This is a genomic window from Sinorhizobium saheli (assembly GCF_001651875.1).
GTDB classification, from domain to species: Bacteria; Pseudomonadota; Alphaproteobacteria; order Rhizobiales; family Rhizobiaceae; genus Sinorhizobium; species Sinorhizobium saheli.
The window spans coordinates 18,506-40,826 of record NZ_LNQB01000050.1 but is presented as its reverse complement, the minus strand read 5'-3'; the positions used below and the strand labels follow the sequence as shown (position 1 = coordinate 40,826).

Genomic DNA, 22,321 nt, shown 5'->3' with positions numbered 1-22,321 from the left:
CGCTCGCTACGGCGCTGTTGAGGGCGCGCTCGCGAGCGGCTTCGCTACCGCCGAGCTACACCACCTGTAGGGACACGACCCGTCGCAGTGTCACATCCATTCCCCTCCAATTTGGCGACGATCTCGCGCTGAAGCGCTACATGGCGCTCGCCGTCCGCGATATGTCTTTCCGCCGCTGCCAGGTGTTCCTTAATGAGGGCAAGGTGATCCATCCCCGCAATACAGCACAAGCGGTCGCATCCACGTTTCAGAACACCCCTCAAAGCTGACTGAAGCTCGCGCGGAACATCGCGACGTCGCAGCGATTTGGAGTGTACAAACCGGGAGGCAATCCAAATGTCTGCCATTGCACGCGATCCTGCGTCGGATAGCGCATTGTCCTCCGACCAGCGGAGTGCGACAGCCCTCAAACGTTGGTCGCTGCAAAGCGGAGAAGCGCTTTGACGTCAGCCGTCACCAGCGGTACGATCGCAAGCCTGACGACGACGGCGGCATTGGCGCTGCTCGCTGTGTTGGAGGAACGGAGCATTTTCCAGCCAACAAACGCGACGAGCACATGCCGCGCCATGGCGACGAACGGCCTGCCGAAGACGAGCGCCACGCCGTTCATTCAGCTTGCATCTAAGGATGGAGGCGGACCAATCAGGTGCGCAGCGGTTCAAGGTTCTCGAACAGCGACAGAGCCTCGGGATTTGCCAAGGCATCCTTGTTCTTGACCGGCCTCCCGTGCACCGTTTGCCGGACGGCCAATTCGACGATCTTTCCGGATTTGGTGCGGGGAATGTCCGCCACTGCTAATATCTTCGCCGGGACATGCCGTGGCGAAGCCCCTGTCCTGATGCGTGTCCTGATCGCCTGTTCAAGATCTGCATCGAGGTGAATGCCTTCCGCCAGTCGGACGAACAGGACGACGCGAACGTCGCCGTCCCACTCCTGGCCAATGCAAAGGCCTCGACGACCTCGTCCATCCGCTCGACCTGGTTGTAGATCTCCGCTGTTCCAATGCGGACACCTCCCGGATTGAGCGTGGCGTTCGAGCGACCATGTATCACGATACCATCGTGTTCAGTCCACTCCGCGAAATCCCCGTGGCACCAGACGTTGTTGAAGCGGCCGAAGTAGGCCGCGCCGTACTTCTCGCCGCCCGGATCGTTCCAGAAGATCGACGTGCTGGTTTGAGGTGTGGACGTGGACGCGCAGCTCGGGATGCCGCGCTGCGAACTCGCATAGCATCGCATGGAGGCCAGCGCTCGTCATCGGCGGAACCGAGACGCGCAAATCTCCACGCACGATGTCGTCGGTGGTTCGCACGCTTTGTTCGGCGGCGCGCACGGCCTCAAGTGCAATGCAAGCCTGCCGGTAGAACACCTCGCCAGCATCAGTGAGGACGAGCTTTCGCGTGGTACGGCGCAGGAGGCGTGCGCCGAGACGCTCCGACGCTCGCTCCCGGCTCCGGATCGACGAAGACAGCCTATCTATGGGCCTATGCCAGGGATGACCGACCATTTGGCGGCAGCGGTCCGCCGATGGTCGTCTACCGCTTCGAGGATAGTCGGGCCGGCGAATGCGTCGCCCGGCATCTCAACGGCTACCGCGGCATTCTGCAGGTGGACGGCTATGCCGCCTACAACAAGCTGGTCCGCTCCGATCGCGGCAATGACGGCGTTCTGCTGGCAGGCTGCTGGTCGCACAGCCGGCGGAAGTTTTATGAGCTGCATGTCGCGGAAAGCTCGAAGGTCGCAACGGAGACGGTCGAGCGGATGGCGACGCTCTGGCAGATTGAGGAGACCGTCCGCGGGCAAAGCCCCGATGCCCGTGTCGCGGCGCGTCAGCAGGCCTCTGCGGCGGTTGTCGCCGAGCTCTTCGCTCTCTGGCAGAAGACCCTGCCGCGGATCTCAGGCAAATCGAAACTGGCCGAAGCGATCCGCTATGCGATCTCGCGTCGCGCCATCTTCGAGCGCTTCCTGACCGACGGCCGCATCGAGCTCGACTCCAACATCGTCGAGCGAGCAATCCGGCTCCAGGCAATCACGAGAAAGAACTCACTCTTCGCCGGCAGCGACGGCGGGGGACGGAGCTGGGCAACCATCGCGACGCTGCTGCAGACAGCAAAGATCAACAACGTCGATCCGCTCGCCTGGCTCACGCAAACCCTCGAGCGCATTGCCAATGGCTGGCCGAGCAGCGAAATCGACGCACTCATGCCGTGGAACTACGCCGGCTGAACGGCCTCAGCTTGCCGCTTACCCGAAAAAGGCCGAGATGCCAGTATGTTGATTTGCACTGAGAAGTGACCCGGCATTGGAGTGCTCGCCCCGCGTTTTGATCTGGGAAACTGCGCGGCTTGCTCTAAGTGCTTCGGGTAACTTTTTCCCAGCTTTCTCAGTGCGCACGCTTCAGCCCGTCGAAACTGCGAGCGGGACGCTATGGATGTACAGAAAGCAGGAATGGCCGGCTGCTGCTGACAGCTCCTGAACTGCCCGATTGCGCGTGGATGTTGGAGGATCTCGCCTTCCTGAAACTATGCGACGTCTACGAGGTCGCATGTTTGCGACGCGACGTTATGCGATGCTCGGGCGAAAGAGAAGACGAAGCGTTGCTCAAGTCTGAAGAGGAATGCAAGAGCTTGGAGGCAATCGCCTACATTCGCGAGCGCCAGAAATTCTCCGGGATCATTGGGAAGGCGGCACCAGCCCGTCGGGCAGGGCTATTGTCTGAAACTAATCGTTGCGCGTGTGCCCTGACCCGGAGTGGAACGCACTTTGAGATCAGCTTTAGAGTTTTCGCGCAGCGATTGCACGATCAACTCGCCAAGCTTGCCCGGTTTGGGCCAGGTTTCTCCATCGGGGAGACCTAATCCGTCGTCCGCAACGATCACACGATAAGCTCCGTCTTCCAAGGTGCTTCTCAGAGTGATCACCCCTCCTTGGCGCCCGGTAAAAGCGTGCTTGAGCGCGTTAGTGAGCAGTTCGTTGACGACCAGCCCGGTTGGCATAGCTACGTTTATCGAGACGGGGTATGGGTCGATTTTCATGTCGAGGCTGACCCCATCGCAAGCGTTCGATGCCATCACGGCAGATGCGATCTGACCGATATAGATGCCAAGATCGACTATCTGGCTGCTCTCTCCCTTTGCGAGGGTTTGATACAGCGTGGTCAGTGCTTCAATCCGTCCGGCCAGCCTTTCGAACGACTGCGTGTCTGGGGCCGGATTGCTGCGTGCTTCGAGCCGGATCAGTGCCGTTATCATCTGAAGGTTGTTCTTCACCCGATGTTGCAGCTCCCGAAGTAGGAGATCCTGCTCTTTGACACGATTTTCGAGCTCCTCGCGTTCGGCCTGCTTGTGTTCTGTCACATCGACAAGGGCGACGAGGCGGAAACACGGCGTTCCCTCGTCGTCTTCAAGCACACTTGAATAAACGTCGATTATGATCGTCGCGTCCCCCACAGTTCTTTTGAAGGTTCCGACACGATCGGTCAGAATGGCGACAGCTTGACCCAGCGATGACATCTCCTGCGCGACGACGGGCTCTGCTTCAATTACGCCCCACTCCCGGTTCTCTACTTCCGCCGCGGTCAATCCTGAGAGGCTCTCGAACTCAGGGTTGGCGTAGATAATCCGCTCGCCCCGGCTACCAATTTTGGAAACGACGAGAGCGATCGGCACTTGATCGAGAAATCGTTTGAATTGTTCGTTTTCGAGAGCTTCCGCCAGATCGGCATTGTCGAGGAGTCGGTCGATTTGTTCGGGCAAATTGTCGGAGGTCATTTCGAGTCCCCAGTTAGGCATAGAAGTGTAACAGAAACATTGGAAGTGGGGGCCGAAAATGCGTCAGGAGCAAAATGGGCGCGCGCTGGTATTAGGACGCCGTCTCACATTGGCGTAAATCTCGTGCCGACGAGCTTCCGCTCAAGTCCCAACAAGACCTTTTATCATCCAGATTTTTGCGGCCGCGGGCGGCATTCTGAGACGCATGTTGGCGCTAGGCACGAGCCAGGTGCGCCGGCTGCTTGGGCGTCAGGACGGCTCCGGAGCACTCAATCGCTGGACTCGCCTATGGTGTCAGCCACGTAGGCGTCGCGCTTGCCCATTTTCTTGGGCGGACCGGTCGTGGAATCGCGCGCCGTCTGGTGCTCCAGCTCTGCGTTAAGCTCCGCGCCCACGATGATGATCATCGTCGATACCCAAATCCAGAGCATGAAGCCGATCAACGCGCCCATTGCGCCGTAGGTGGCGTTATAGTCCGCGAAGTTGTCGATGTAGAATGAGAACAGAAGCGACGCGGGGAACCAGCAGAGCGTGCTGAACGCTGCGCCCCAAGTGAGCCACCTCAGCTTCGGTGGATCTCGATGCGGCCCGTAACGGTAAACCAGGGCGATGGCAGCACCAATCAGGAGCAAGAGCACGGGCCAGCGCGCAATCCTTGCAAGCCTGTCCAGCCATTGGTCGAGCGGCAGAAAGGCAAGGACTGCCGGCAAAACCGCGATGGCAGCGATCAGTACAGCCGTGATCAGGAGACCACCCGCCGTAAAGCCAAGGATAAGCAGCGTCAGCCGGATGAAGCCTCGCTCCTCAACTTCGTCATAGGCGATGTTCATGGCCTCGAAGAGTGCTGCCACCCCGTTACGCGCGCTCCAGAGTGCGATGAGTAGCCCAGCAATGAAGCCGATACTCAGACTGGAGGCCTTCTGCGACGAGATCGCCTGCAATTGGTCCGTCACCAACTGAAGCGACTGCTTCGGCAGGACGCCCGCCAGGAAGGTGATCTGCTCACCAATGCCCGCCGGATCGGAAATGAGGCCGTAGATTGACACCAGCGAGGTCAGTGCCGGAAACAGGGCGAGAAGAATATAGAAGGTGACGCCGGCTGCGATGAGCGGCACCCGGTCTTCGCTGACCTGTGAGACCACGCGCCAGAAAACGTCTCTCAATCCACGCGCCGGGATCTCGCCGGGGGTGGTAGCGGTCCGTCCCCTCCCCGGCTTGTCCCGTGCCGCTCCTTCTTCTTGGTTTTCGTGGGAATTCATTGCGAGACCTCGTAGTTCGAGCGCCCCAAGGAAAGCGGGAGAACTTGATCGGCTCACGTGACGCGCGTCGACGCTCGATGGGTGGTGAGCTTCCATACCAACCGCTCACTTTATACCTTGTTCCGCTCGAGCCGGTCCGTGCGCGGAGGACTCCGCCCGAGGTAGGGGGCGACGTCAAAAATTCGAGAATGCCATCCAAGTAGCGAACGATCGTGTCGTGCGGGTGTGACACGCGGAGTAGGCGAATGCCCGGTCCTAGGAAACCTATTGGCGTGTCGCGCCGTTTTATAGAAGCGGGCAAGTTCGCCCGTTTTTTGCGAGCAGTTCCTATTGTTATGCAGAGAACACTTTGAACGCACGAGTTTCCCTGGGCGGTTCGAAGGGCGTCAACGTAAACGCGAGGGTCTCCGCCGGCGCGTGGACGAGTCCGCCATTCCGTTTCGACGGAAGGAGGATCACCTGAAGCGCGGTGGCGGCAGCAGCACCGCGAACCAGATTTGGATCGCCGGAGCGGTCGAAAGGCGCGGCAGGTTCGCGGTCGGTCGGATCAGGCTGGCACGCATTGCCGACCGCTCGTCCGCAAGCCTCATCCCGTTCGTGCTGGCGAACACCGAGCCCGGATCACACCTGCGGACCGACGAGAACTCCGCCTATCGGGCTGCGCCGGATCGAAGGGGGGGTCAGTTTTTCATTTCGCCCGACACCAGTTCCACGTCGAGCGATTCGGGGCTTACCGCTTGAACACCGCTGCCTCCCTGCTGCTATCGTGGGACCGCGCGATTCCGGTCGATGACAAGGCCGCCTGGCGCGATCCGTGGGTGGCTGAAGCCTATCAAGCCGCGGCGGTTGCCTCTGATCCGACTTCGCCCAGCCGCAACCCGCCATCCTTCAGAGCCCCGTCGGGCGCGATGGCCGACTCATTTGATCTCGCTTCGGGACGCAAGCTGTGGGATGCCGGTCCGATTACCGCGCATGTGCTGGTGATCCGCTCGCAGAATGATTTCTGGAGTCGACCGGAGGATGTCACAACGCTGGCGCAGGATTTGAGGCAGGCTGCAAGCGTGCGCACAGTCACAATCCCCGGGGCGACGCATTACGTTCATCTCGACAGACCGGAGCGCGGGCGCAGCAGGTTCATCGCCGAGGTGACCCGGACGCTCGCGCAGCCCGCCGATGTGAAACCGTTTGACTGAGAACGGATCATGGAGGCCATGCTCGTCTATCTGGAGAGCCTTCCTCCCAGCGTCGGGATGCGGACAGGAGTGTAGCCCTTTCCCGTCGTGAACCCGTTTCACGTGTTCGGATCGCCCTTCTGTTCGGTCGCATTGCGGTACGCGATCTCGGTCTCCTGGGCCTCGCCATGCCGTGACAGAGTCCAGTGGCGGAACCCTCATTCAGATTTGGTGATTGAGGTAGCCGCCACCCACCGCGTCGGATGCCGCCAACGTTCGCGTCTCGCCCGACTTGGAAAGGCTTGGTTTCCGCGATGTGCTCGCAAAAGCCCAGCGCCGGAACCCGGAGTGCGCTATACACTTGACCTCGCGCTCCAATTGGGCGGCTGGCGACTTGGGGAATGGTTGCGGCCCCGCGCCGTGGCGAGCGGCTAGTCGCGGTCGCCTTCCCCTCGTGCGGAGGAACCTGGTTCAGTCCCCCCGGCCGTCATCGTACTAGCAAACGGAAGCGCCGTACGGCAGCAGTCGGTCGCTTTGCCGGCTGGCTGCAGCGGTGCCCCTCGCGGTTGACGACCCGCGACTATCTGTGAGCGCGGCTCGGGCCAATCTAAGGCGACCGAAATTGCTGCCGCCTTCCTTGCTGAGCGTTCGAGCGATCCGCAACAGCCGATCCTCGTGATCAGCAACATTCGGGAGCCATTCCTCCGCCACACATTCGCACATCCGCGCCCAAGACGTCTCCATCAATGGATACCTCCCCGGGCTTCTGGCTTCGGCCGAATGTTCCATTGATACATCATGCGATCCTTTTTGGCCCAGAACGTGAACATCCTCGCAACAAGCCGTGCACGGCGCTCGTGAAGAACGGCTCCCTTCAAGACCAGTCGATCCGGCCGGACTGGCCGATCTCGAGGGCACCGTCATGCGGTCGCTGCGCACCGGTCGCATCACGCAGCGCCAAATGCGCGATGCCGATGGGCTTGAGCAGCCGATCCCCCTGAAGCAGACGATCCCGCCGCCATGCGGGCAGCAGCCCTGCTCGGACTTGGTGTCACGATGATCGCCAAGCCGGACGCCCTACCCTATCTGGAGCGAGGAGAACTCATCCGGCTCCTGCCCACCTGGTGGGTGGATGCAGGTCCCATCTCGATCTATTTTGCAAACCGAACCCTGCTGCCCTCGAAGACACGCGTGTTCGTCGACTTTATCGTCGAGGTGTTCCAGCGGGAGAGATTTGCCGAGCGGTTTGCCGGAGGCCTGGGGTAAAAGCCGATCACTTGCCTCTGCTCTTGAGGGGAGGTGAACTCGCGCCCCCAGCGACTATCTACGACAATCTATTGCGCTGGCCGAGGACGCGCCAATCGTCAGAGCCTCGGCAGAACTTAAGGAAAATGTCTGCTTCAGGCGCTCACTTCGGGAAGACGCCTGCCCGTGGCTGCCAAAAACAGATGTTCACTCGCCGCCCGCAAGGTGAAGCGGATGGTGTCGCCAGGCCTTACTGCAACGCGCTCGCGAAACAGCATGTTGATGTTTTCTTCCCCGATCCGGGCGACGACCTGCGTCTCCGCGCCCGTCGGCTCGACGACCACGACCTTTGCCGGCGTTCCCTCGTCGGCGATGACGAACTGTTCCGGCCTGATGCCGTAGATGAGCTCTTCGCCGGGATCGGCTGTGCCGGGGCGCAGCGACAGCGGCATGGCGACGCCGCTGTTCGTGCGAAAGACCGAAGGGGCGTCGGCCTGTATCCGGCCCTTGAGCAGGTTCATCGCCGGCATGCCGATGAAGCCGGCGACGAAAGTGGTTGCCGGGCGGTCGTATATTTTCAGCGGCGTTCCGATCTGCTCGACGATGCCGTCGCGCATCACGACGATGCGGTCGGCCATGGTCATAGCCTCGGTCTGGTCGTGGGTCACGTAGACAGTGGTGATCTTCAGCCGCTGGTGAAGCTCCTTGATCTCGGTGCGCATCGCCACGCGGAGTTTGGCGTCGAGATTGGAAAGCGGTTCGTCGAAGAGGAACACCTTCGGATCGCGCACGATCGCGCGGCCCATGGCGACGCGCTGGCGCTGGCCGCCCGAGAGATGGCGCGGATGGCGGTCGAGATAGGATTCCAGCGCCAGAATCTTTGCCGCGGACTGTACCCGGCTGCGGATTTCATCCTTGGCGGTGCCGCGCAGCTTCAGGGAAAAGCCCATATTCTCGGCCACCGTCAGATGCGGATAGAGCGCATAGCTCTGGAACACCATGGCAATGTCGCGCTCTTTCGACGGCAGGTCATTGACTGTGCGCCCGCCGATCGAAAGGCGGCCGTCGGAGATCGTCTCCAGGCCGGCGATCATGCGCAGCAATGTGGACTTGCCGCAGCCGGACGGCCCGACGAGCACGATGAATTCGCCGTCTTCAATATCGACGTCGACGCCGTGAATGACAGGCAGGTTGCCGTAGGACTTGCGGATGTTCTGAAGCGCGATCGACGCCATGATGTTTTCTCCCTGCCCTTGTGTTCAGGCCGCGCCCTCGCCCTCATGATTGACCGCCGTCCTGGTGCCGGAGGAGAACATGATCAGGGCGAAGAGCGGTTCGCTGCCGAGCGCGCGCGCCCAATGGCGGATGTTGCGGGGGATGCGGATCGCATCGCCGGCTTCGAGCCGATAGAGGGCGTCGCCGAGCTTGTGTTCGCAACTGCCGGAAACGACGTAGAGGATCTCCTCGCAATCGGGATGCGAGTGCAGCTGGTTGCGCTCACCGGGGTTGATGCGGCAGGTGCCGAAGGTCATCTCGGCGCCGGGCGTGCCGTCGCCGGTGATCTTCCAGTTGAGTTCGCCCCAGCTGGTCGGCATGAGTTCGCCACCCGCTTTCCTGAAAATGATATCGGTCTCGGTCAAGGCTGTGTCTCCGGTCAGAGATTGGTGGTGACGCCGGCATCCGTGCGTCGATAGAATTCGAAGAGCTTCATGATCTCGCGGGCAATTTCGAGCGTGCCCCGCGTGATCTGCGTGCCGGCAAGGATCGCGTCGGTCAGGTGCAGGATTTCGGGCACATAGCCGAGATAGAAGAGGTTGTTGTTGTAGAGCTGGCCGAGCGAATGCTCCGGCTCGTAGAGCAGCGCTGCATTCTCGTCCGGCTGGATGAAGCTCGCGGCGCGGCCGTAGACGGGCAGGTCCGCCTTGCGGAAATAGGTCAGCCGGCTGCCGTTTTCGACAATGGCATTGGCGCCCTCGCCGATGATCTCCACCCGCTCGAAGATGCTGCCGCCCGATTGGCCGGCGGCAAGATGCAGCGTGCCGATCGCGCCGCAGCGAAAGCGCAGGGTGGTGACGGTCGCGCCCGTCAGCGGCTCCCACTCGTAGCTCGCGCGCTCGATCTCCCCGCCGAGAAAGTTGAGGATCGACCCCGGATGGTAGATATGGTCGAGGAAACTTTGCATCTTGACGAGATCGGCGCGGTCCTCCCGGCTCGGCAGGCTCTGGGGATAGCGGACGTTAATCGAGGTCAGCCTGCCGAAACCGGGTGAGCCGATCAGATCCTTGAGCTTCTCGACGGTCGGGAAGAAGGTCTTCTTCAGACCGGTCATTACCATGCGGCCGGCCGCGGCGCTTGCCGCCCGCAGCCTTTCGGTATCCTCCAGGCTCGCCGCCGTCGGCTTTTCCATCCAGACGTGAGCGCCTGCCGCCAGCGCGTCCAGCGCGAGATCGGTCGCCTGTACCCGGCCGTCGGGATGATAGGCGGTGACGATGAAGACCAGCTCGGGCCTCTCGCGCTCCAGCATCTCGCGGTGATCGGTATAGGCTTTGCCGGCGCCGAAGAGTCTTGCGAATTTCTCGGCGCGGCCGAGATCGAGATCGCAGATGCCAGCAAGCTCGACCGGTGCATAACGTAGCGCCGGATAGACATTGCGGTAGGCATGGCCGCCGGCGCCGATGAAGCAGGCCTTGATGCGGTGGTCGAACTCGAAATTGTAGCGGATTTCCCGCTGAACGTGGTGCGACATGGTCAGCCCTTGATTGCCCCCTGCGTCAGCCCCTCGGTGAAGCGGCGCTGCATCAGGATGTAGAGAAGAATGATCGGCAGGAACGAAATGACGGTCCCGGAAAAGACCAGGCGGTAATCGGAAGCATAGGTGCTGGCGAAACGGACGAGCCCGAGCGGCAGCGTCTGCACATCAGGACTGATCAATACGATCAGCGGCAGGAAGAAATCGTTCCAGGTCGAGAGCGCGCTGATGATGACGAGCGCCTGGACCGCCGGCGTCGAGATCGGCAGGAAGACCTTGGTGAGGATCTGGATATGCGAGGCGCCGTCGATCTTGGCCGCCTCGATCAGATCATCAGGCACGCCGATGAAGAAGCTCCGCATCAGGAATATGCCGAAGGGAATGCCGTTGCTGACCTGCACCAGCACGATACCAGCAAGCGTGTTGACGAGGTTCAGCCCGAAGAGCACCTGATAGAGCGGGATGACGATCGCCTGGACAGGCACGGTCAGGCCGAGGATGAAGGCGTAGAACAGCCATTCCCGCCCGGGGAAGCGGATCTTGGCAAGCGCATAGCCGGCCGGCGCACAGGTGATCAGCGACAAGGCGACGACGCCGATAAGATTGAGGAGACTGTTGCCGACGAGTTCGCCGAATCCGCCGATCTGCCAGGCGTCGAGATAGTTCCGCCACATCAGGTCGGCAGGCCATGTAAAGGGGTCGGCCTGACCGATCTCCGCCTCGGTCTTGAAACTCGAGATCACCAGCCAGACGAAGGGGGCGAGGATCAGGATCAGTACCGGGGTCAGCGCCAGCGCCACCGGCCATTCGCGATGGCGCACACTCATTGGGACAGCCTCGCGCGCCAGCGGTTGAAGATGATGGTGATGACGATCGCCAGCAGGCTGAGCAGGATGCAGAGCACAGCCGCAAGCCCGTGATCCTGGGACTGGAAGGCTAGCCGGTAGATATAGGTCGTGATCAGCTCGCTCTGATAGAATGGCCCGCCATTGGTCATGACGAAGACCGTGGCGAAGCCCTTCAGGCCGTTGATCATCGCCAGCGAGACGACGAAGGTCATCACCTCGCGAAGTCCCGGCAGCGTCACATAGATCAGCTTCTGAAAAGCGTTGGCGCCGTCCACTTCAACCGCGTCATAAAGCGAGCGGTCGATATTCTGCAGGCCGGCGATGAAGAGCAGCATGTAAAGGCCGAAGCCCTGCCAAGAGCTTGCGACATTGACGGAGAACAGCACCAACGCGGGATCGGAAAGCCAGCCTTTGGTGAAGGCGCCGAGCCCGATGCGCGTCAGCGCGGTATTCAGCAGGCCGAAAAACGGATCGTAGATATTGGCCCAGATGACGCCGACGACCGCGAGCGAGACCAGATGCGGCAGGAAGAAAGCCGTGCGGAAGAAGACCTGGGTGGTCCTGAGTCTGCTGACGGCAAGCGCCAGCAGCAGGCCGAGACCGCCGGCCATCACCACGTGGCCGGCCAGCCAGATGAAGGTATGGACGAGGCTCTTCCAGACGATCGGATCATGCGCAGCTTTCGTATAATTGTCGACGCCGACGAAGCTCGCCGACGTGTTGAAGCCGGCGGAGCTGTTGAAGCTCAGCCAGAAGGTGGCGGCGATCGGCAGCAGGGTGAAGACGCCATAAAGCGCAAGTGCCGGCGCCATCAGCCAGAATGCGGTGCGGGCGTCGCCATCGGGCGAGGCAGAACCGGCCGTCCGGCGTTTGGACATACGGGCAGAGATGCCGCCCGTATGTCCCGCCACGGCAGGTGCAGCGCTGAGAGGAGCCATGACCTTGCTTCCCGGCGTTTCTCGAATGGCCACTACTTCGCCTCGGCCATCTTCGCCTGGATCTGCTTCATGCCTTCCTCACCGCCGATCTGGCCGGAGATCAGGCCCTGGATAACCTGGAAGTAGGTGTCGAGCACGGTGCCGGGCAGATAGACGCTCGGATTGTAGCCGACGCCGCCTGCGGCAGCCGCGAAGATATCCTTCAGGACCGGGGTCGGCGGCTCGACGCCTGGGATTTCGCGCGGATAGATCATCGTGCTTGCCGGATCCTGCGCGCGTTTCTTCATCACCGCATCCGACAGCATGAAATCGATCCACTTCATCGCAAGCTCCGGCTGCTTGGAATTGACAGGGACGAGCCAGCTCCAGCCGACGCCGCCGGTCGGCATCGCCGCCCCCTTGATGTCGGAAGGCATGGGCGCGTAACCGGCGTTGGCGAGGTCATAGCCTGCCTTGCGGGCATTGGCGGTGAACCAGGGGCCGGCAACGAACATCGCGGCGCGCTTGTTGAACCAGAGGCGCGAGGCGCCGTCGAGATCGAGGCCGGCCATTTCCTTCTTGATGTAACCCGCCTCGACCAGCTTCTGCAGCCGGATGGCGCCGGCGGCGACCGAAGGATCGTCCCAGGCGATCTCGCGGCGCAGGGCCTTGCCGATCACCTCCTTGCCGCTTGCCGATTGCAGCAGGTTGCCGAAGAGGTGGCCGGCGCTGCCCGTCGTGCGCGGCCCGATCGCGATCGGCTGCAGGCCGGTTCCCTCGATCGATTTCATCAACGTTTCGAATTCGCTCCAACTCTCCGGGATCTTCCAGCCGGACTGTTCGAAAAGATCCTTGTGATACCAGATGCCAAGCGCATCGAGGCCGTCGGGAACCTCGTAGATCTCCCCGCCGAACTGGCCTTTCAGCTCGGCGTAGAGCCAGGGATAGATCTTGTCCTTCCAGCCGCGCTTTTCATATTGGTCGGTCAGCGGGATGATCTGCTCGGCGTTCTTGACGACGCTGATGCGGCCGATGCCCGAATTGGTGAGGATCACGTCGGGGCCGGCGTCCGACTGGATCGCTGCCTGCACCGCGCCGTTGCTGATCGTCCCCGTCGGCGGCATGAACTCGACGGTCGCGCCGGGATTGGCCTTTTCGAAATCGGCCTTGATGCCGTTCCACAGCTGCGCGACCAGAGGTTCGGTGATCTGCTCCGGACCCCACATCCTCAAGGTTTCGGCATGCGCTAACGAACTTGCGGCGATCATCGCCGCCAGCGCCGTGCCGCGGGCAAGAAATTTCAGCATTGCTCCCTCCTCTTGGGCCGCTCCACGGCCATATCTTCGATCGATGAAAAGGAGACCTCCCTCTCCTTTTCCACCTGGCATTCCATCCCGCTACCGTGCCGGATTCTCCTTCTGAAACCGCGCCATGACGGCCTGCTGGACGTCGCTGATATGCGCGTGCATCAGCGCCTTTGCGCGCCGGATGTCGCGCGCCCTGAAAGCCTGCAGGATCTGATCGCGCTCCTCTGCCGCCCTCTCGGCGAGATCGCGACTCTCATTGGCGATCAAGCGGCAGATCTGGATCTGCAGCGCAAGCCGCGCCAGCGTTTCGATCAGCGGCGCGCTTCCCGAAAGCTCGGCGATGGTTTCGTGAAACTCCTTGTCGCGGACGCCATAGGTCTCCATGTCGCCGCGGTGGAGCGCTGCGACCGCCTCATCCAGGATGCGCTCAAAGCCGGCGATATGACGGTCGCTCATTTGCGGAACGGCGAGTTCGACGGCGAAGCATTCGAGCGTCTTGCGAAGTTCATAGAGGTCATCGATCTCCTTCGGCGCGAAGCTGCGTACGAAGAAACCGCGATAGGGCTTGATCTCGATCAGCCCTTCCTTGGCAAGCGTGCCGATCGCCTCGCGAAACGGCGTGCGGCTGACCTGCAGGCGTTCCGTCAGCTCCTTTTCGTCGATCGAGACGCCGCTCGGCAGCTCGCCGGAGACGATCAGGCGGACGATCTCTTCATAGATCCGCTCGCGAAGGGTGAGGTGGCGCGGTGCGTTCATGGTCTCCATTTCCACTGGCATTCGTGCGCTAAGTATGCAATATGCGACATAATATACAATATGGAAAACACAAAAACTTGAATTTTATCGGAAGTCGTCCGGGGCCGGTGTAAAAGGAGGAGGAAAAACAATGGGAAAGGTCTATATCGTCGGCACCTGTGATACCAAGGGCGCCGAATTGAACTACGCCAGAGAGGTGGTTCTTGCCACTGGAACCGATGCCGTGCTCGTCGATGTCGGCACGCTCGGGAACGGCGCCGGGGCAGACATCCGGGCACGCGACGTCGCCGAATTTCATCCCGATGGTGCTGCGACCGTGCTCGGGCAGACAGATCGGGGAATGGCGGTCTCGGCCATGGCCAAGGCGCTGACGGCGTTCCTCAAATCGCGTGATGACATCGGCGCCGTTCTCGGGCTCGGTGGCACCGGCAATACCGCGCTTGTCACGGAGGCGATGCGGGCGCTTCCCATCGGCCTGCCGAAACTGATGGTCTCGACGGTCGCCTCGGGCAATGTGGCGCCCTATGTCGGCCCGAACGACCTCACCATGATGTATTCGGTCGTCGACGTCGCCGGCCTGAATGCGATCTCCCGCAAAGTCATCGGCAATGCGGCGAACGCGGCGGCCGGCATGGCCCGCAATCCCGTTCCCGCCTCTGGGGATGACCGGCCGGGCATCGGCATGACCATGTTCGGCGTCACCACGTCCTGCGTCACCCAGGTTCGCGAGATGCTCGGCAAGATGCATGAGATCTACGTCTTCCACGCGACCGGCGTCGGCGGCCAGTCTATGGAGAAGCTTGCCGATTCAGGCCTGCTGCAGGGCGTGATCGATGTGACGACGACGGAGGTTCCCGATCTCCTTGTCGGCGGCATCTTTCCGGCGACGGAGGATCGCTTCGGCGCCATCATCCGCACCGGCCTGCCCTATGTCGGTTCGGTCGGCGCCGTCGACATGGTGAATTTCGGCGCGCGGGAAACCGTGCCGGCGCCGTTTCGGGACCGCAGGCTTCACGTCCACAATGCGCAGGTGACCCTGATGCGCACCACTCCTGAGGAAAACAGCCGGATCGGCGCTTTCATCGTCGAACGTCTCAACCGGATGCAGGGCCCGGTTCGTTTCCTGCTGCCGCGTCAGGGCGTTTCGGCAATCGATGCGGCCGGTCAGCCCTTCCACGACCCTGAAGCCGATGCGGCGCTGTTCTCCGCCATCCGCTGCGGCTGGCGCGATGCGCCGAACAGGCGCCTCGTCGAAATCGATGCCCATATCAACAGCCCGGAATTCGCCGCCGCACTCGTCGCCAATTTCCACGAAATTCATGCCTGAGGAGAGAATTTTGACCCGCATCGACAGAAACGACATTCTGAGCAAGCTCCGCCGCAAGATCGCCGAGGGACGGCCAATCATCGGCGGCGGCGCCGGCACCGGCCTCTCCGCCAAGAGCGAGGAGGCGGGCGGCATTGACCTGATCGTCATCTATAATTCCGGCCGGTACCGCATGGCCGGGCGCGGCTCCCTTGCCGGCCTGCTCGCCTATGGCAATGCCAATAAGATCGTCAAGGAAATGGGCCGCGAGATCCTGCCGGTCGTACGCCATACGCCGGTGCTTGCCGGCGTCAACGGCACCGATCCCTTCATGTTGCCCGATCATTTCCTCGACGAATTGAAGGCGATGGGTTTTGCCGGCATCCAGAATTTTCCCACCGTCGGGCTGATCGACGGCACCTTCCGCGCCAATCTCGAAGAGACCGGTATGGGTTTCGATCTGGAAATCGATATCATCGCCCGCGCCAACGCCAAGGACATGCTGACCACACCCTATATCTTCAGCAGCGGGGACGCGATTGCCATGACCAGGGCCGGCGCGGATATCGTGGTCTGCCATCTCGGCCTGACGACAGGCGGCGCGATCGGCGCCGAAACGGCGGCGACGCTCGACGAATGCGTGGAGAAAGTCAACGAATGGGCGGACGCCGCAAGATCGGTGCGCGATGATGTCATCGTGCTCTGCCATGGCGGCCCGATCGCGATGCCGGCGGATGCGGCCTACATGCTCGCCGGCTGCAAAGGTTGCAACGGCTTTTACGGTGCAAGCTCGATGGAACGTCTGCCGACTGAGGTCGCGATCAGGGCGCAGGTCGAGGACTTCGCGAAGATGTAGGTGTCGCGGTGCAACGAGGCCAGATGGGCCGGCACGTGCGGGGCAATCGCAGAGGAAGTCGACAAACCCGTCATTGAAGCCACGGGCGTCAGGCGCGGATCTCGCCTCTGTTGCTGCATTCTGGCGTCGGTTGTGCGAGAGCCGCGGTCGCATCAATACCCTGATCAACAACGCCGGCGTCGTGGTGCAACCGCTGGCGCAAGGCGACGCCAGATGGTTTCGAACTCGTCCCAAAGCTTGCCGGCGGCAATATGGGGCGGGCGCGGTGGCCGGCGCCGTCAGCGAAATCGTGCGTGCCGTCCAACGTCGCCGATGAGTCGGACCCGAGCCGTAGCAAGCCACGATCTGCGAGCTGCCAAGGCGCGTGAAGGTCTTGAGAGGATAATGAATCATCGGCCCTGTAGTCGCCAATCGTGCAGTTGAAGGGAAGCGAACCGCCGGCCCACCAATAGCTTTGGCGGGAATGTCCGAGCGCTCAGTGACCATTCGGCTCCTGCATCCATTGCGGAATGTCTCGCGTCGCATGTAGCACGCGCCACACATCGACATGATTTGGCTGCTCGCGATAGAAAACGAGATAGGGATATCGCTTCAGAGACACACACCGTAGGTCAGGCAATCCCAAATCGTATGCATACCGCAACGATCCGGCCTCCGGATGCTCTGGGATCAAAGCGTACGCCGCTTGAAGTGCGTCGATAAATCCGAGGGCGGCCTCGGTTCCTGCTTCGCGTGCGTAATAGTCAATGGCAGCCTCGACGTCGCTGCGCGCCAGCTGCCGTGGGATAATAGTCTTATTATTCACTTGCTCTGCTGACCACGAACTCGATCGCGCAGACTGGTGAAATATTCCGCGTCGACCGCCTCAGTTGGTGCGGACGAGGCTCCGTCAAGCAACAGCCGGCGTAACGCGAGGCGATCCTGATCTCGGCGTATCAACTCCCGGATATATTCACTGCTCGTCCCATACCCCCCTCCGGCGACTTGCTCATCGACGAAGCTCTTAAGATGGTCCGGCAGGGAAATGTTCATCGTGCCCATGCAAGTGACCATACCGGCTTTGGCAAAAATTGCCAAGACGCTCGCTTCCTTCAACCACGATCCGTCGCAATGCCGAATCCGCGGGCATGGCAGTGACGCCAGGTTCCAATCGATAGATTACGCGGTCGCTCTATTGTCCAGGTGCGACAGAGGCCTCCGGCGCCGGCAGTTCAATTTCGATTTCTCCACGAAATTCGAGGCCTACCAGTCAATGACGGCGCCCCCAATGACAGCGGCGATCTAGATCACAGCCTTCTCTAGGAATGGACGGTTCTGAATAACCCTTTCGAAGCCGACTTCCGTTAGGTCGAGGCTGCGATATTCGTCATAAATAATCAGTTCCGACACGCCCCGCCCGGTGGCCGGGCCCTGCTGAAGGCCGTGGCCGGAGAAGCCGTTGGCGAAGATAAAATTGCGAACTTCCGGATGCCGGCCAACGATCAGGTTGTGGTCCAGCGTGTTGAAATCATAATGGCCGGCCCACTGGTTGACCACCTTGATGGCTTCGAACCTTGGCGAACGTTCGGCCAGCGCCGGCCAGATGATATTCTCGAATTCCTCGTAGCGTGGCTCGAAATCGTCCCAGTCCGAGATCGGATCCTCGACCGGCGGGCATCCTGACAGGAAGAAGCGGCCTTCAGGGCGGCAGAACACGCCGCTCGGGTCGATCATCAGTGGCAGCCGGCCGCTGTTGATATTGGCTGTACCCTCGGGCGTATCGGCGCAATCGAAGACGAACAATGTACGCTTGCGCGGCTCTACCGGGATGTCGAGGCCGGCCATGCGGGCGGTCAAGGCGGCGCGCGGACCCGATCCATTCACGATCGTCCCCGCGCCGATGGTCCGGCCGGATTTCAGGGCGACGGACGTTACCTTATTGCCTTCCCGGGCGATGCCGACGACCTCGTCGGTGATGTATTCCGCCCCGAGCGAACGCGCCTTGTTGCGAAAGCCGTACATCAGGCCGGTGTTGTTGAACCAGCCCTCCCCCGACCGACCGTAGGAGGCAAGCTCGATATCGGCGACATTGAGATGCGGAAAGGCATCGGCGAGTTCGTCGCGGTTGAACAGCACGACATCGGCGCCGCAGGAAACCTGCACCGCATGGTTCTCCCGCAGGATCTGCACCTGTTCGGGCGTGCTGGCCAGGAACAGGTAACCGCCGGGGTGGAAGCAGAGATCCGGCCGGTCGTTTTCAACCTGCATCATGTCGGCGAAGTTGCGGATGACCTCCGAGCCGTACTGGCTGATCCTGACATTGATCGGGTTGGAGAACTGCGTCCGGATCGAGGACGACGACAACGAGGTCGACGCCTTCGCATAGGTCGGATCCTTCTCGATCACGAGAATGGAGCCGTCGAAATCCGGATTGGCTGAGAGATAGTAGGCGACGGCCGAACCGATGACGGCGCCGCCGACGATCACGACATCATAAGTATCCTTCACTTCGACACCTCGTCATCAGGATGCGGCAGATCGACGAACCAGCCCCCGAGATGCTGGGTCGCGGATGCATGCGGGTCGAGCCTCGGCACAGCGGCCTCCACCTTCTCGCGCGCGAATTCGGTATTGTCCTTCGGGTGGTAGCCGAGCCGGCCCCAGTTGGCGTTCTCGACGGGGCAGACCTTGTTGTCGGACAATCCGAAGGCGACCGTACAGCCGATATGCGGAGCAGTCAGCGCTGCTTCCACGAGCCGGACGCAATCGTCGAAGGACAGCCAGGACCACAGCATGCGGCGCTCCGGCGGTTCCGGGAAGGACGAGAAGATGCGCAGGCAGGCGCTCTCCAGGCCGAACTTGTCCCAATAGAACTGCGCCAGGGCCTCGACGAAGCATTTCGACACGCCGTAGAGGCTGTCGGGACGAACCGGTGCGGTCTCATCGATATTGTCGGTCAGCTTGTAATAGCCGATGGCATGCACGGACGAGGCATAGATCACGCGCTTTACGCCGTTACGACGGGCGGCCTCATAGATATTGTAACTACCCTCGATATTCGACGAGAGGATTGTCTTCCAGGCAGTTTCGAGCGGCGCGCCACCGAAATGCACGATGGCGTCGACGCCCTTGACGGCATTCTCGACCGCTTCGGCATCGGCGAGATCGAAGACGAAGGCTTCTTCATGCGGCGCAAGATCGGTGATCTCGACCCGGTCGGCGACGCGGACGTTTTCGGCAAGATGTACCAGCCCTTTCCGCAGTTCAGTGCCCAGCCGTCCGGCGGCGCCGGTGATCAGAATGGTGTTGTAATCCTTGGCCATGGTTCTGTCCGTCATATCTTGAGCCTGGCTACGGCGCGGCCAATGCGCGCCACGGCCTCAACCAGTATCTCGTCCGATGTCGCGGTGGAAATGCGGAAGAACGGCGACAGGCCATAGGCTGTGCCCGGCACCGCCGCCACGTGACCTTCCTCGAGAAGATATTTGGCCACCGCGACGTCGTCGGCCAATGTCTGCCCGGACGGCGTCACCGCACCGATAAGCGCGGCGCAGCCGATATAGGCGTAGAAAGCGCCTTCCGGCGGATCGAGCTGCAGCGCGTCGATCTTCGAGATGCCTTCAACCACGAGGTTGCGTCGCCGTTCGAAGGCAGTGCGGAACTTTGCCACGTCGTCCTGCGGACCCTCGAGGGCAGCCCTGGCGGCGATCTGGGCCGGTGCGCCGACCGATGTACAGGACTGGCTCTGGATGGTCGCCATCGCCTTGATCAGGGCCTTCGGCCCTGCGGCGTAGCCAACACGCCACCCGGTCATCGCATAGGCTTTCGAGACGCCGTTCACGACCAGCGTGCGGTCGAGCAGTTCCGGGCAGGCCGCGCCGAAGGAGACGAATGGTCGGCCATCGAAGATGATGTGCTCGTAGATTTCATCGGACAGGATCAGGACCTGCGGGTGCTTGACCAGCACCGTGCCGAGCGCCTGGAGCTGCTCCCTGGAATAGACGGCGCCCGAGGGATTGCCGGGCATGTTGAGGAACAGCCATCGCGTCTTGTCGGTGATCGACGCTTCGAGCACGTCGGGTGTCAGCCGGAAGCCCGCTTCAGCCGGGCATTCCGGCGTGACTGGCACGCCGCCGAACAACTTCGCCATCTCGGGATAGGACACGAAATAGGGCGCGGGGAGAAGGATCTCGTCGCCCTCCTCCACTGTCGCCATCAGCGCATTGAAGATGATCTGCTTGGCGCCATTGGCGACGGCGATCTGGTCGAGCGCATAATCGAGGCCATTTTCACGCCTGAACTTGGCCGCGATCGCCTGGCGCAGATCCGGCGTTCCGAGCGAAGCCGTATAGCGCATGCGCTCCCGGGTGGCGGCCTCGAACGCAGCCTTGGTGATGTGGGCGGGCGCCGCAAAATCCGGCTCGCCGAGCCCGAGATCAATCACGTCGACTCCGGTCGCGGCAAGCTCCTTGGCAGCCTCGGAGACGGCCATGGAGGCAGATGGCTTCACCGCCGACAGCCGGCTGGCAATATAGGTCACGACCTCTTCCCCGTAACATATCCTTTGGACAGATCTTCGGCCCGGGCTTCGCGCGAACGTTCGGCAGGATCGCCGAAGCCGCCCCCGCCTGGCAGTTCCAGCATCAGCCTGCGGCCGGCGGGCACGTGCTGCCAGCCCTTGGGACGCAACCTGGTGCCGTCATCGAGCCTGGCCGAACCCGGCGCACCATCCCCACCGCCCGCACGGCCGCGCGCCGGCGTCGTGATGCGATCGAACATGGCCGAGAAATCAAATTCATGTCCCTCGGCAGGCGCGATTTCGATGACCTGGCCGAGACCGCCGCGATACTTGCCGTCACCGCCGGAATCAGGCCGGAGTTCCTTACGCCAGATGACGATTGGGCCGGTATGTTCCGTCGCCTCGATCGGCATCGTATGAACACCCGATGGGAAGGCCGTCGAAGATAGGCCATCGAGGTCTGGGCGTGCGCCCATGCCCCCCGAATTGAACATCAGCACCTCGGCGCGCCGGCCGGGTGTTCCGGCAACCGGACGCACCGAGATATGCACGTTCCAGAGCGCCGCGGCACCTTCGGCCAGGATCTTGCCAGGCAGCGCCTGGGCCAAGGCACCGAGCACGAGATCCGGCACTATATGGCCGATGACATGGCGCACGGAGACCGGCGCCGGATGTTCCGCGTTGAGGATGTTGGTGGGCGATGACACGCTGAATACGGCGAGCGAGGCCGCATTGTTGGGGATGTCGGGCGCGACGACGCATTTCAGCGCATAGCAGGCATAGGCCTTGGTGTAGATCAGCGGCACATTGATCCCCCAGCGGCTCACCGCAGCGGTGCCGGAGAAATCGACATTGACGCCGTCATCGGCAATCGTGACCTTGGCGGCGAGCTTGATCGGCTCGTCATAGCCATCGGTCAACATCTCGTTCGACCACGACCCCTTCGGCAATCCCGCGATACGCTCCATCGTCGCGGCATGGGTGCGCGACAGGATGAAATCGCCCAGCGTGTCGAGGTCTTCATAACCGACCTCGTTCAGCATCTCGATCAGGCGACGATGGCCGACGTCGTTGCAGGCGGCGAGCGAGAAGAAGTCGCCGATCACCTGGTCGGGCTCGCGCACGTTGACACGGAGGATCTTCAGCAGATCCTTGTTCACTACGCCGCGCTCGGCGAATTTCATGATCGGGATCTGGATGCCTTCCTCGTACACCGACTTTCCGTCGGCGCCGAAACCGCGCCCGCCGACATCGACCACATGGGCCGTGCAGGCGAAGAAGCCGATCAGCCGATCGCCCTTGAAGGACGGCGAAACCATGGTGATGTCATGCAGATGACCGGTCCCCTTCCAGGGATCGTTGGTCACATAGGTGTCGCCGGGATACATTTCCTCGCGCGGGATCTCGGCGATGAAGTGCAGCACGGCTTCGGCCATGGTGTTGACGTGGCCCGGCGTTCCGGTCACGGCCTGGGCCAGCATCTCGCCCTTGGCATTGTAGACGCCGGCCGAAAGGTCGCCAGCCTCGCGCACCGAAGTGGAGAACGCCGTGCGGAGCAGGGTCAATGCCTGTTCCTCGACCACCGAGATCAGCCGGTTCCACATGACCTGCATGCGGATTTCATTGATGTCGCCCATGG

At 61.8% G+C, this 22,321-nt stretch carries 21 protein-coding genes and 4 pseudogenes; 8 read left to right on the top strand and 17 right to left on the bottom strand.

What is annotated here, in order from left to right; all coding sequences use genetic code 11:
* Positions 1-269 (top strand): hypothetical protein (locus ATB98_RS29745; protein WP_210178131.1); only part of this gene is annotated, 269 nt, incomplete at its 5' end.
* A gap of 137 nt (positions 270-406) precedes the next feature.
* On the opposite strand, the gene ATB98_RS03000 is transcribed toward ATB98_RS29745, so the two are convergent.
* Positions 407-610, bottom strand: a complete 204-nt coding sequence (locus ATB98_RS03000; RefSeq protein WP_066868795.1) for a hypothetical protein — start codon at positions 608-610, stop codon at positions 407-409.
* A 32-nt stretch (positions 611-642) separates the two neighbouring features.
* A pseudogene (locus tag ATB98_RS02995) lies at positions 643-1,163 on the bottom strand (AMP-binding enzyme); the annotation flags it as partial.
* A gap of 270 nt (positions 1,164-1,433) precedes the next feature.
* Between ATB98_RS02995 and tnpC the strand changes: the two are divergent.
* Positions 1,434-2,225 (top strand): annotated as a pseudogene (gene tnpC / locus ATB98_RS02990) (IS66 family transposase); the annotation flags it as partial.
* Between the two features lie 201 nt (positions 2,226-2,426).
* Positions 2,427-2,677 (top strand): annotated as a pseudogene (locus tag ATB98_RS29900) (hypothetical protein); the annotation flags it as partial.
* Between the two features lie 30 nt (positions 2,678-2,707).
* On the opposite strand, the gene ATB98_RS02985 reads toward ATB98_RS29900, so the two are convergent.
* The gene (locus ATB98_RS02985) at positions 2,708-3,769 is read right to left on the bottom strand and encodes a sensor histidine kinase (protein WP_066868789.1); all 1,062 of its coding nucleotides are present in this window, start codon (positions 3,767-3,769) and stop codon (positions 2,708-2,710) included.
* A 269-nt stretch (positions 3,770-4,038) separates the two neighbouring features.
* On the bottom strand, positions 4,039-5,028 hold the full coding sequence (locus tag ATB98_RS02980; RefSeq protein WP_066868786.1) for a YihY/virulence factor BrkB family protein: 990 nt from the start codon (positions 5,026-5,028) through the stop codon (positions 4,039-4,041).
* A 417-nt stretch (positions 5,029-5,445) separates the two neighbouring features.
* On the opposite strand from ATB98_RS02980, the gene ATB98_RS27755 reads away from it, so the two are divergent.
* The 3 genes and pseudogenes from ATB98_RS27755 to ATB98_RS02970 all read left to right on the top strand — a co-directional run.
* Complete coding sequence (locus ATB98_RS27755) at positions 5,446-5,769, top strand: transposase (protein WP_167354050.1); 324 nt, start codon at positions 5,446-5,448, stop codon at positions 5,767-5,769.
* Positions 5,766-6,221 (top strand): alpha/beta fold hydrolase, encoded by a 456-nt coding sequence (locus tag ATB98_RS02975; RefSeq protein WP_234781855.1) that lies wholly within the window; start codon positions 5,766-5,768, stop codon positions 6,219-6,221. The genes ATB98_RS27755 and ATB98_RS02975 overlap by 4 nt, the downstream gene beginning before the upstream one ends.
* A gap of 859 nt (positions 6,222-7,080) precedes the next feature.
* Positions 7,081-7,466, top strand: a pseudogene (locus tag ATB98_RS02970) (LysR substrate-binding domain-containing protein); the annotation flags it as partial.
* 134 nt (positions 7,467-7,600) lie between these two features.
* Here ATB98_RS02970 and ATB98_RS02965 read toward each other — a convergent pair.
* The 7 genes from ATB98_RS02965 to ATB98_RS02935 form a co-directional block, all read right to left on the bottom strand.
* A complete protein-coding gene (locus ATB98_RS02965; protein ID WP_066868782.1) occupies positions 7,601-8,680 on the bottom strand; it encodes an ABC transporter ATP-binding protein in 1,080 nt (359 codons plus the stop codon).
* A 24-nt stretch (positions 8,681-8,704) separates the two neighbouring features.
* Complete coding sequence (locus ATB98_RS02960; protein ID WP_066868778.1) at positions 8,705-9,085, bottom strand: cupin domain-containing protein; 381 nt, start codon at positions 9,083-9,085, stop codon at positions 8,705-8,707.
* Positions 9,086-9,099: 14 nt separating this feature from the next.
* Entirely contained in the window at positions 9,100-10,191 is a 1,092-nt protein-coding gene (locus ATB98_RS02955; RefSeq protein ID WP_066868776.1) for a Gfo/Idh/MocA family protein, read from the bottom strand.
* 2 nt (positions 10,192-10,193) lie between these two features.
* Positions 10,194-11,021, bottom strand: a complete 828-nt coding sequence (locus ATB98_RS02950) for a carbohydrate ABC transporter permease (protein WP_066868774.1) — start codon at positions 11,019-11,021, stop codon at positions 10,194-10,196.
* Positions 11,018-11,980 carry a carbohydrate ABC transporter permease gene (locus ATB98_RS02945; RefSeq protein ID WP_153435750.1) on the bottom strand — a complete coding sequence of 321 codons (963 nt, stop codon included), beginning with the start codon at positions 11,978-11,980 and terminating at the stop codon, positions 11,018-11,020. The genes ATB98_RS02950 and ATB98_RS02945 overlap by 4 nt, the downstream gene beginning before the upstream one ends.
* Positions 11,981-12,012: 32 nt before the next feature.
* Positions 12,013-13,266 carry an ABC transporter substrate-binding protein gene (locus ATB98_RS02940; protein ID WP_066868769.1) on the bottom strand — a complete coding sequence of 418 codons (1,254 nt, stop codon included), beginning with the start codon at positions 13,264-13,266 and terminating at the stop codon, positions 12,013-12,015.
* A 90-nt stretch (positions 13,267-13,356) separates the two neighbouring features.
* Complete coding sequence (locus ATB98_RS02935) at positions 13,357-14,022, bottom strand: GntR family transcriptional regulator (protein WP_066868766.1); 666 nt, start codon at positions 14,020-14,022, stop codon at positions 13,357-13,359.
* A 130-nt stretch (positions 14,023-14,152) separates the two neighbouring features.
* Here ATB98_RS02935 and ATB98_RS02930 point away from each other — a divergent pair, with 130 nt between their 5' ends.
* Both ATB98_RS02930 and ATB98_RS02925 read left to right on the top strand, forming a co-directional pair.
* A complete protein-coding gene (locus tag ATB98_RS02930; protein ID WP_066868764.1) occupies positions 14,153-15,349 on the top strand; it encodes a Tm-1-like ATP-binding domain-containing protein in 1,197 nt (398 codons plus the stop codon).
* A 10-nt stretch (positions 15,350-15,359) separates the two neighbouring features.
* The gene (locus ATB98_RS02925; protein WP_202879848.1) at positions 15,360-16,184 is read left to right on the top strand and encodes a phosphoenolpyruvate hydrolase family protein; all 825 of its coding nucleotides are present in this window, start codon (positions 15,360-15,362) and stop codon (positions 16,182-16,184) included.
* A 475-nt stretch (positions 16,185-16,659) separates the two neighbouring features.
* Here the strand turns inward: ATB98_RS02925 and ATB98_RS27750 are convergent, their stop codons facing one another.
* The 6 genes from ATB98_RS27750 to ATB98_RS02900 all read right to left on the bottom strand — a co-directional run bounded on the left by ATB98_RS27750 (position 16,660) and on the right by ATB98_RS02900 (position 22,319).
* The gene (locus ATB98_RS27750) at positions 16,660-16,989 is read right to left on the bottom strand and encodes a type II toxin-antitoxin system RelE/ParE family toxin (protein WP_084435252.1); all 330 of its coding nucleotides are present in this window, start codon (positions 16,987-16,989) and stop codon (positions 16,660-16,662) included.
* A complete protein-coding gene (locus ATB98_RS02920; protein ID WP_066868760.1) occupies positions 16,986-17,261 on the bottom strand; it encodes a type II toxin-antitoxin system ParD family antitoxin in 276 nt (91 codons plus the stop codon). The genes ATB98_RS27750 and ATB98_RS02920 overlap by 4 nt, the downstream gene beginning before the upstream one ends.
* Before the next feature lie 204 nt (positions 17,262-17,465).
* A complete protein-coding gene (locus ATB98_RS02915; protein ID WP_066868758.1) occupies positions 17,466-18,671 on the bottom strand; it encodes an NAD(P)/FAD-dependent oxidoreductase in 1,206 nt (401 codons plus the stop codon).
* Positions 18,668-19,501 carry an NAD-dependent epimerase/dehydratase family protein gene (locus ATB98_RS02910; protein WP_234781854.1) on the bottom strand — a complete coding sequence of 278 codons (834 nt, stop codon included), beginning with the start codon at positions 19,499-19,501 and terminating at the stop codon, positions 18,668-18,670. Before ATB98_RS02910 ends, ATB98_RS02915 begins: the two co-directional genes overlap by 4 nt.
* Complete coding sequence (locus tag ATB98_RS02905) at positions 19,498-20,703, bottom strand: pyridoxal phosphate-dependent aminotransferase (RefSeq protein WP_066868756.1); 1,206 nt, start codon at positions 20,701-20,703, stop codon at positions 19,498-19,500. Before ATB98_RS02905 ends, ATB98_RS02910 begins: the two co-directional genes overlap by 4 nt.
* Positions 20,700-22,319 carry a hydantoinase B/oxoprolinase family protein gene (locus ATB98_RS02900; RefSeq protein WP_066868754.1) on the bottom strand — a complete coding sequence of 540 codons (1,620 nt, stop codon included), beginning with the start codon at positions 22,317-22,319 and terminating at the stop codon, positions 20,700-20,702. Before ATB98_RS02900 ends, ATB98_RS02905 begins: the two co-directional genes overlap by 4 nt.
* Positions 22,320-22,321 lie beyond the last annotated feature (2 nt).

Excerpts from the sequence above, each read along its gene's own strand:
- ATB98_RS02940 (WP_066868769.1), bottom strand. The coding sequence starts at position 13,266 with ATGCTGAAATTTCTTGCCCGCGGCACGGCGCTGGCGGCGATGATCGCC.
- ATB98_RS02985 (WP_066868789.1), bottom strand. The coding sequence starts at position 3,769 with ATGACCTCCGACAATTTGCCCGAACAAATCGACCGACTCCTCGACAAT.
- ATB98_RS02945 (WP_153435750.1), bottom strand. The coding sequence starts at position 11,980 with ATGGCTCCTCTCAGCGCTGCACCTGCCGTGGCGGGACATACGGGCGGC.
- ATB98_RS02980 (WP_066868786.1), bottom strand. The coding sequence starts at position 5,028 with ATGAATTCCCACGAAAACCAAGAAGAAGGAGCGGCACGGGACAAGCCG.
- ATB98_RS02950 (WP_066868774.1), bottom strand. The coding sequence starts at position 11,021 with ATGAGTGTGCGCCATCGCGAATGGCCGGTGGCGCTGGCGCTGACCCCG.
- ATB98_RS02910 (WP_234781854.1), bottom strand. The coding sequence starts at position 19,501 with ATGACGGACAGAACCATGGCCAAGGATTACAACACCATTCTGATCACC.
- ATB98_RS03000 (WP_066868795.1), bottom strand. The coding sequence starts at position 610 with ATGAACGGCGTGGCGCTCGTCTTCGGCAGGCCGTTCGTCGCCATGGCG.
- ATB98_RS02955 (WP_066868776.1), bottom strand. The coding sequence starts at position 10,191 with ATGTCGCACCACGTTCAGCGGGAAATCCGCTACAATTTCGAGTTCGAC.
- ATB98_RS02965 (WP_066868782.1), bottom strand. The coding sequence starts at position 8,680 with ATGGCGTCGATCGCGCTTCAGAACATCCGCAAGTCCTACGGCAACCTG.
- ATB98_RS02930 (WP_066868764.1), top strand. The coding sequence starts at position 14,153 with ATGGGAAAGGTCTATATCGTCGGCACCTGTGATACCAAGGGCGCCGAA.
- ATB98_RS02935 (WP_066868766.1), bottom strand. The coding sequence starts at position 14,022 with ATGAACGCACCGCGCCACCTCACCCTTCGCGAGCGGATCTATGAAGAG.
- ATB98_RS02900 (WP_066868754.1), bottom strand. The coding sequence starts at position 22,319 with ATGGGCGACATCAATGAAATCCGCATGCAGGTCATGTGGAACCGGCTG.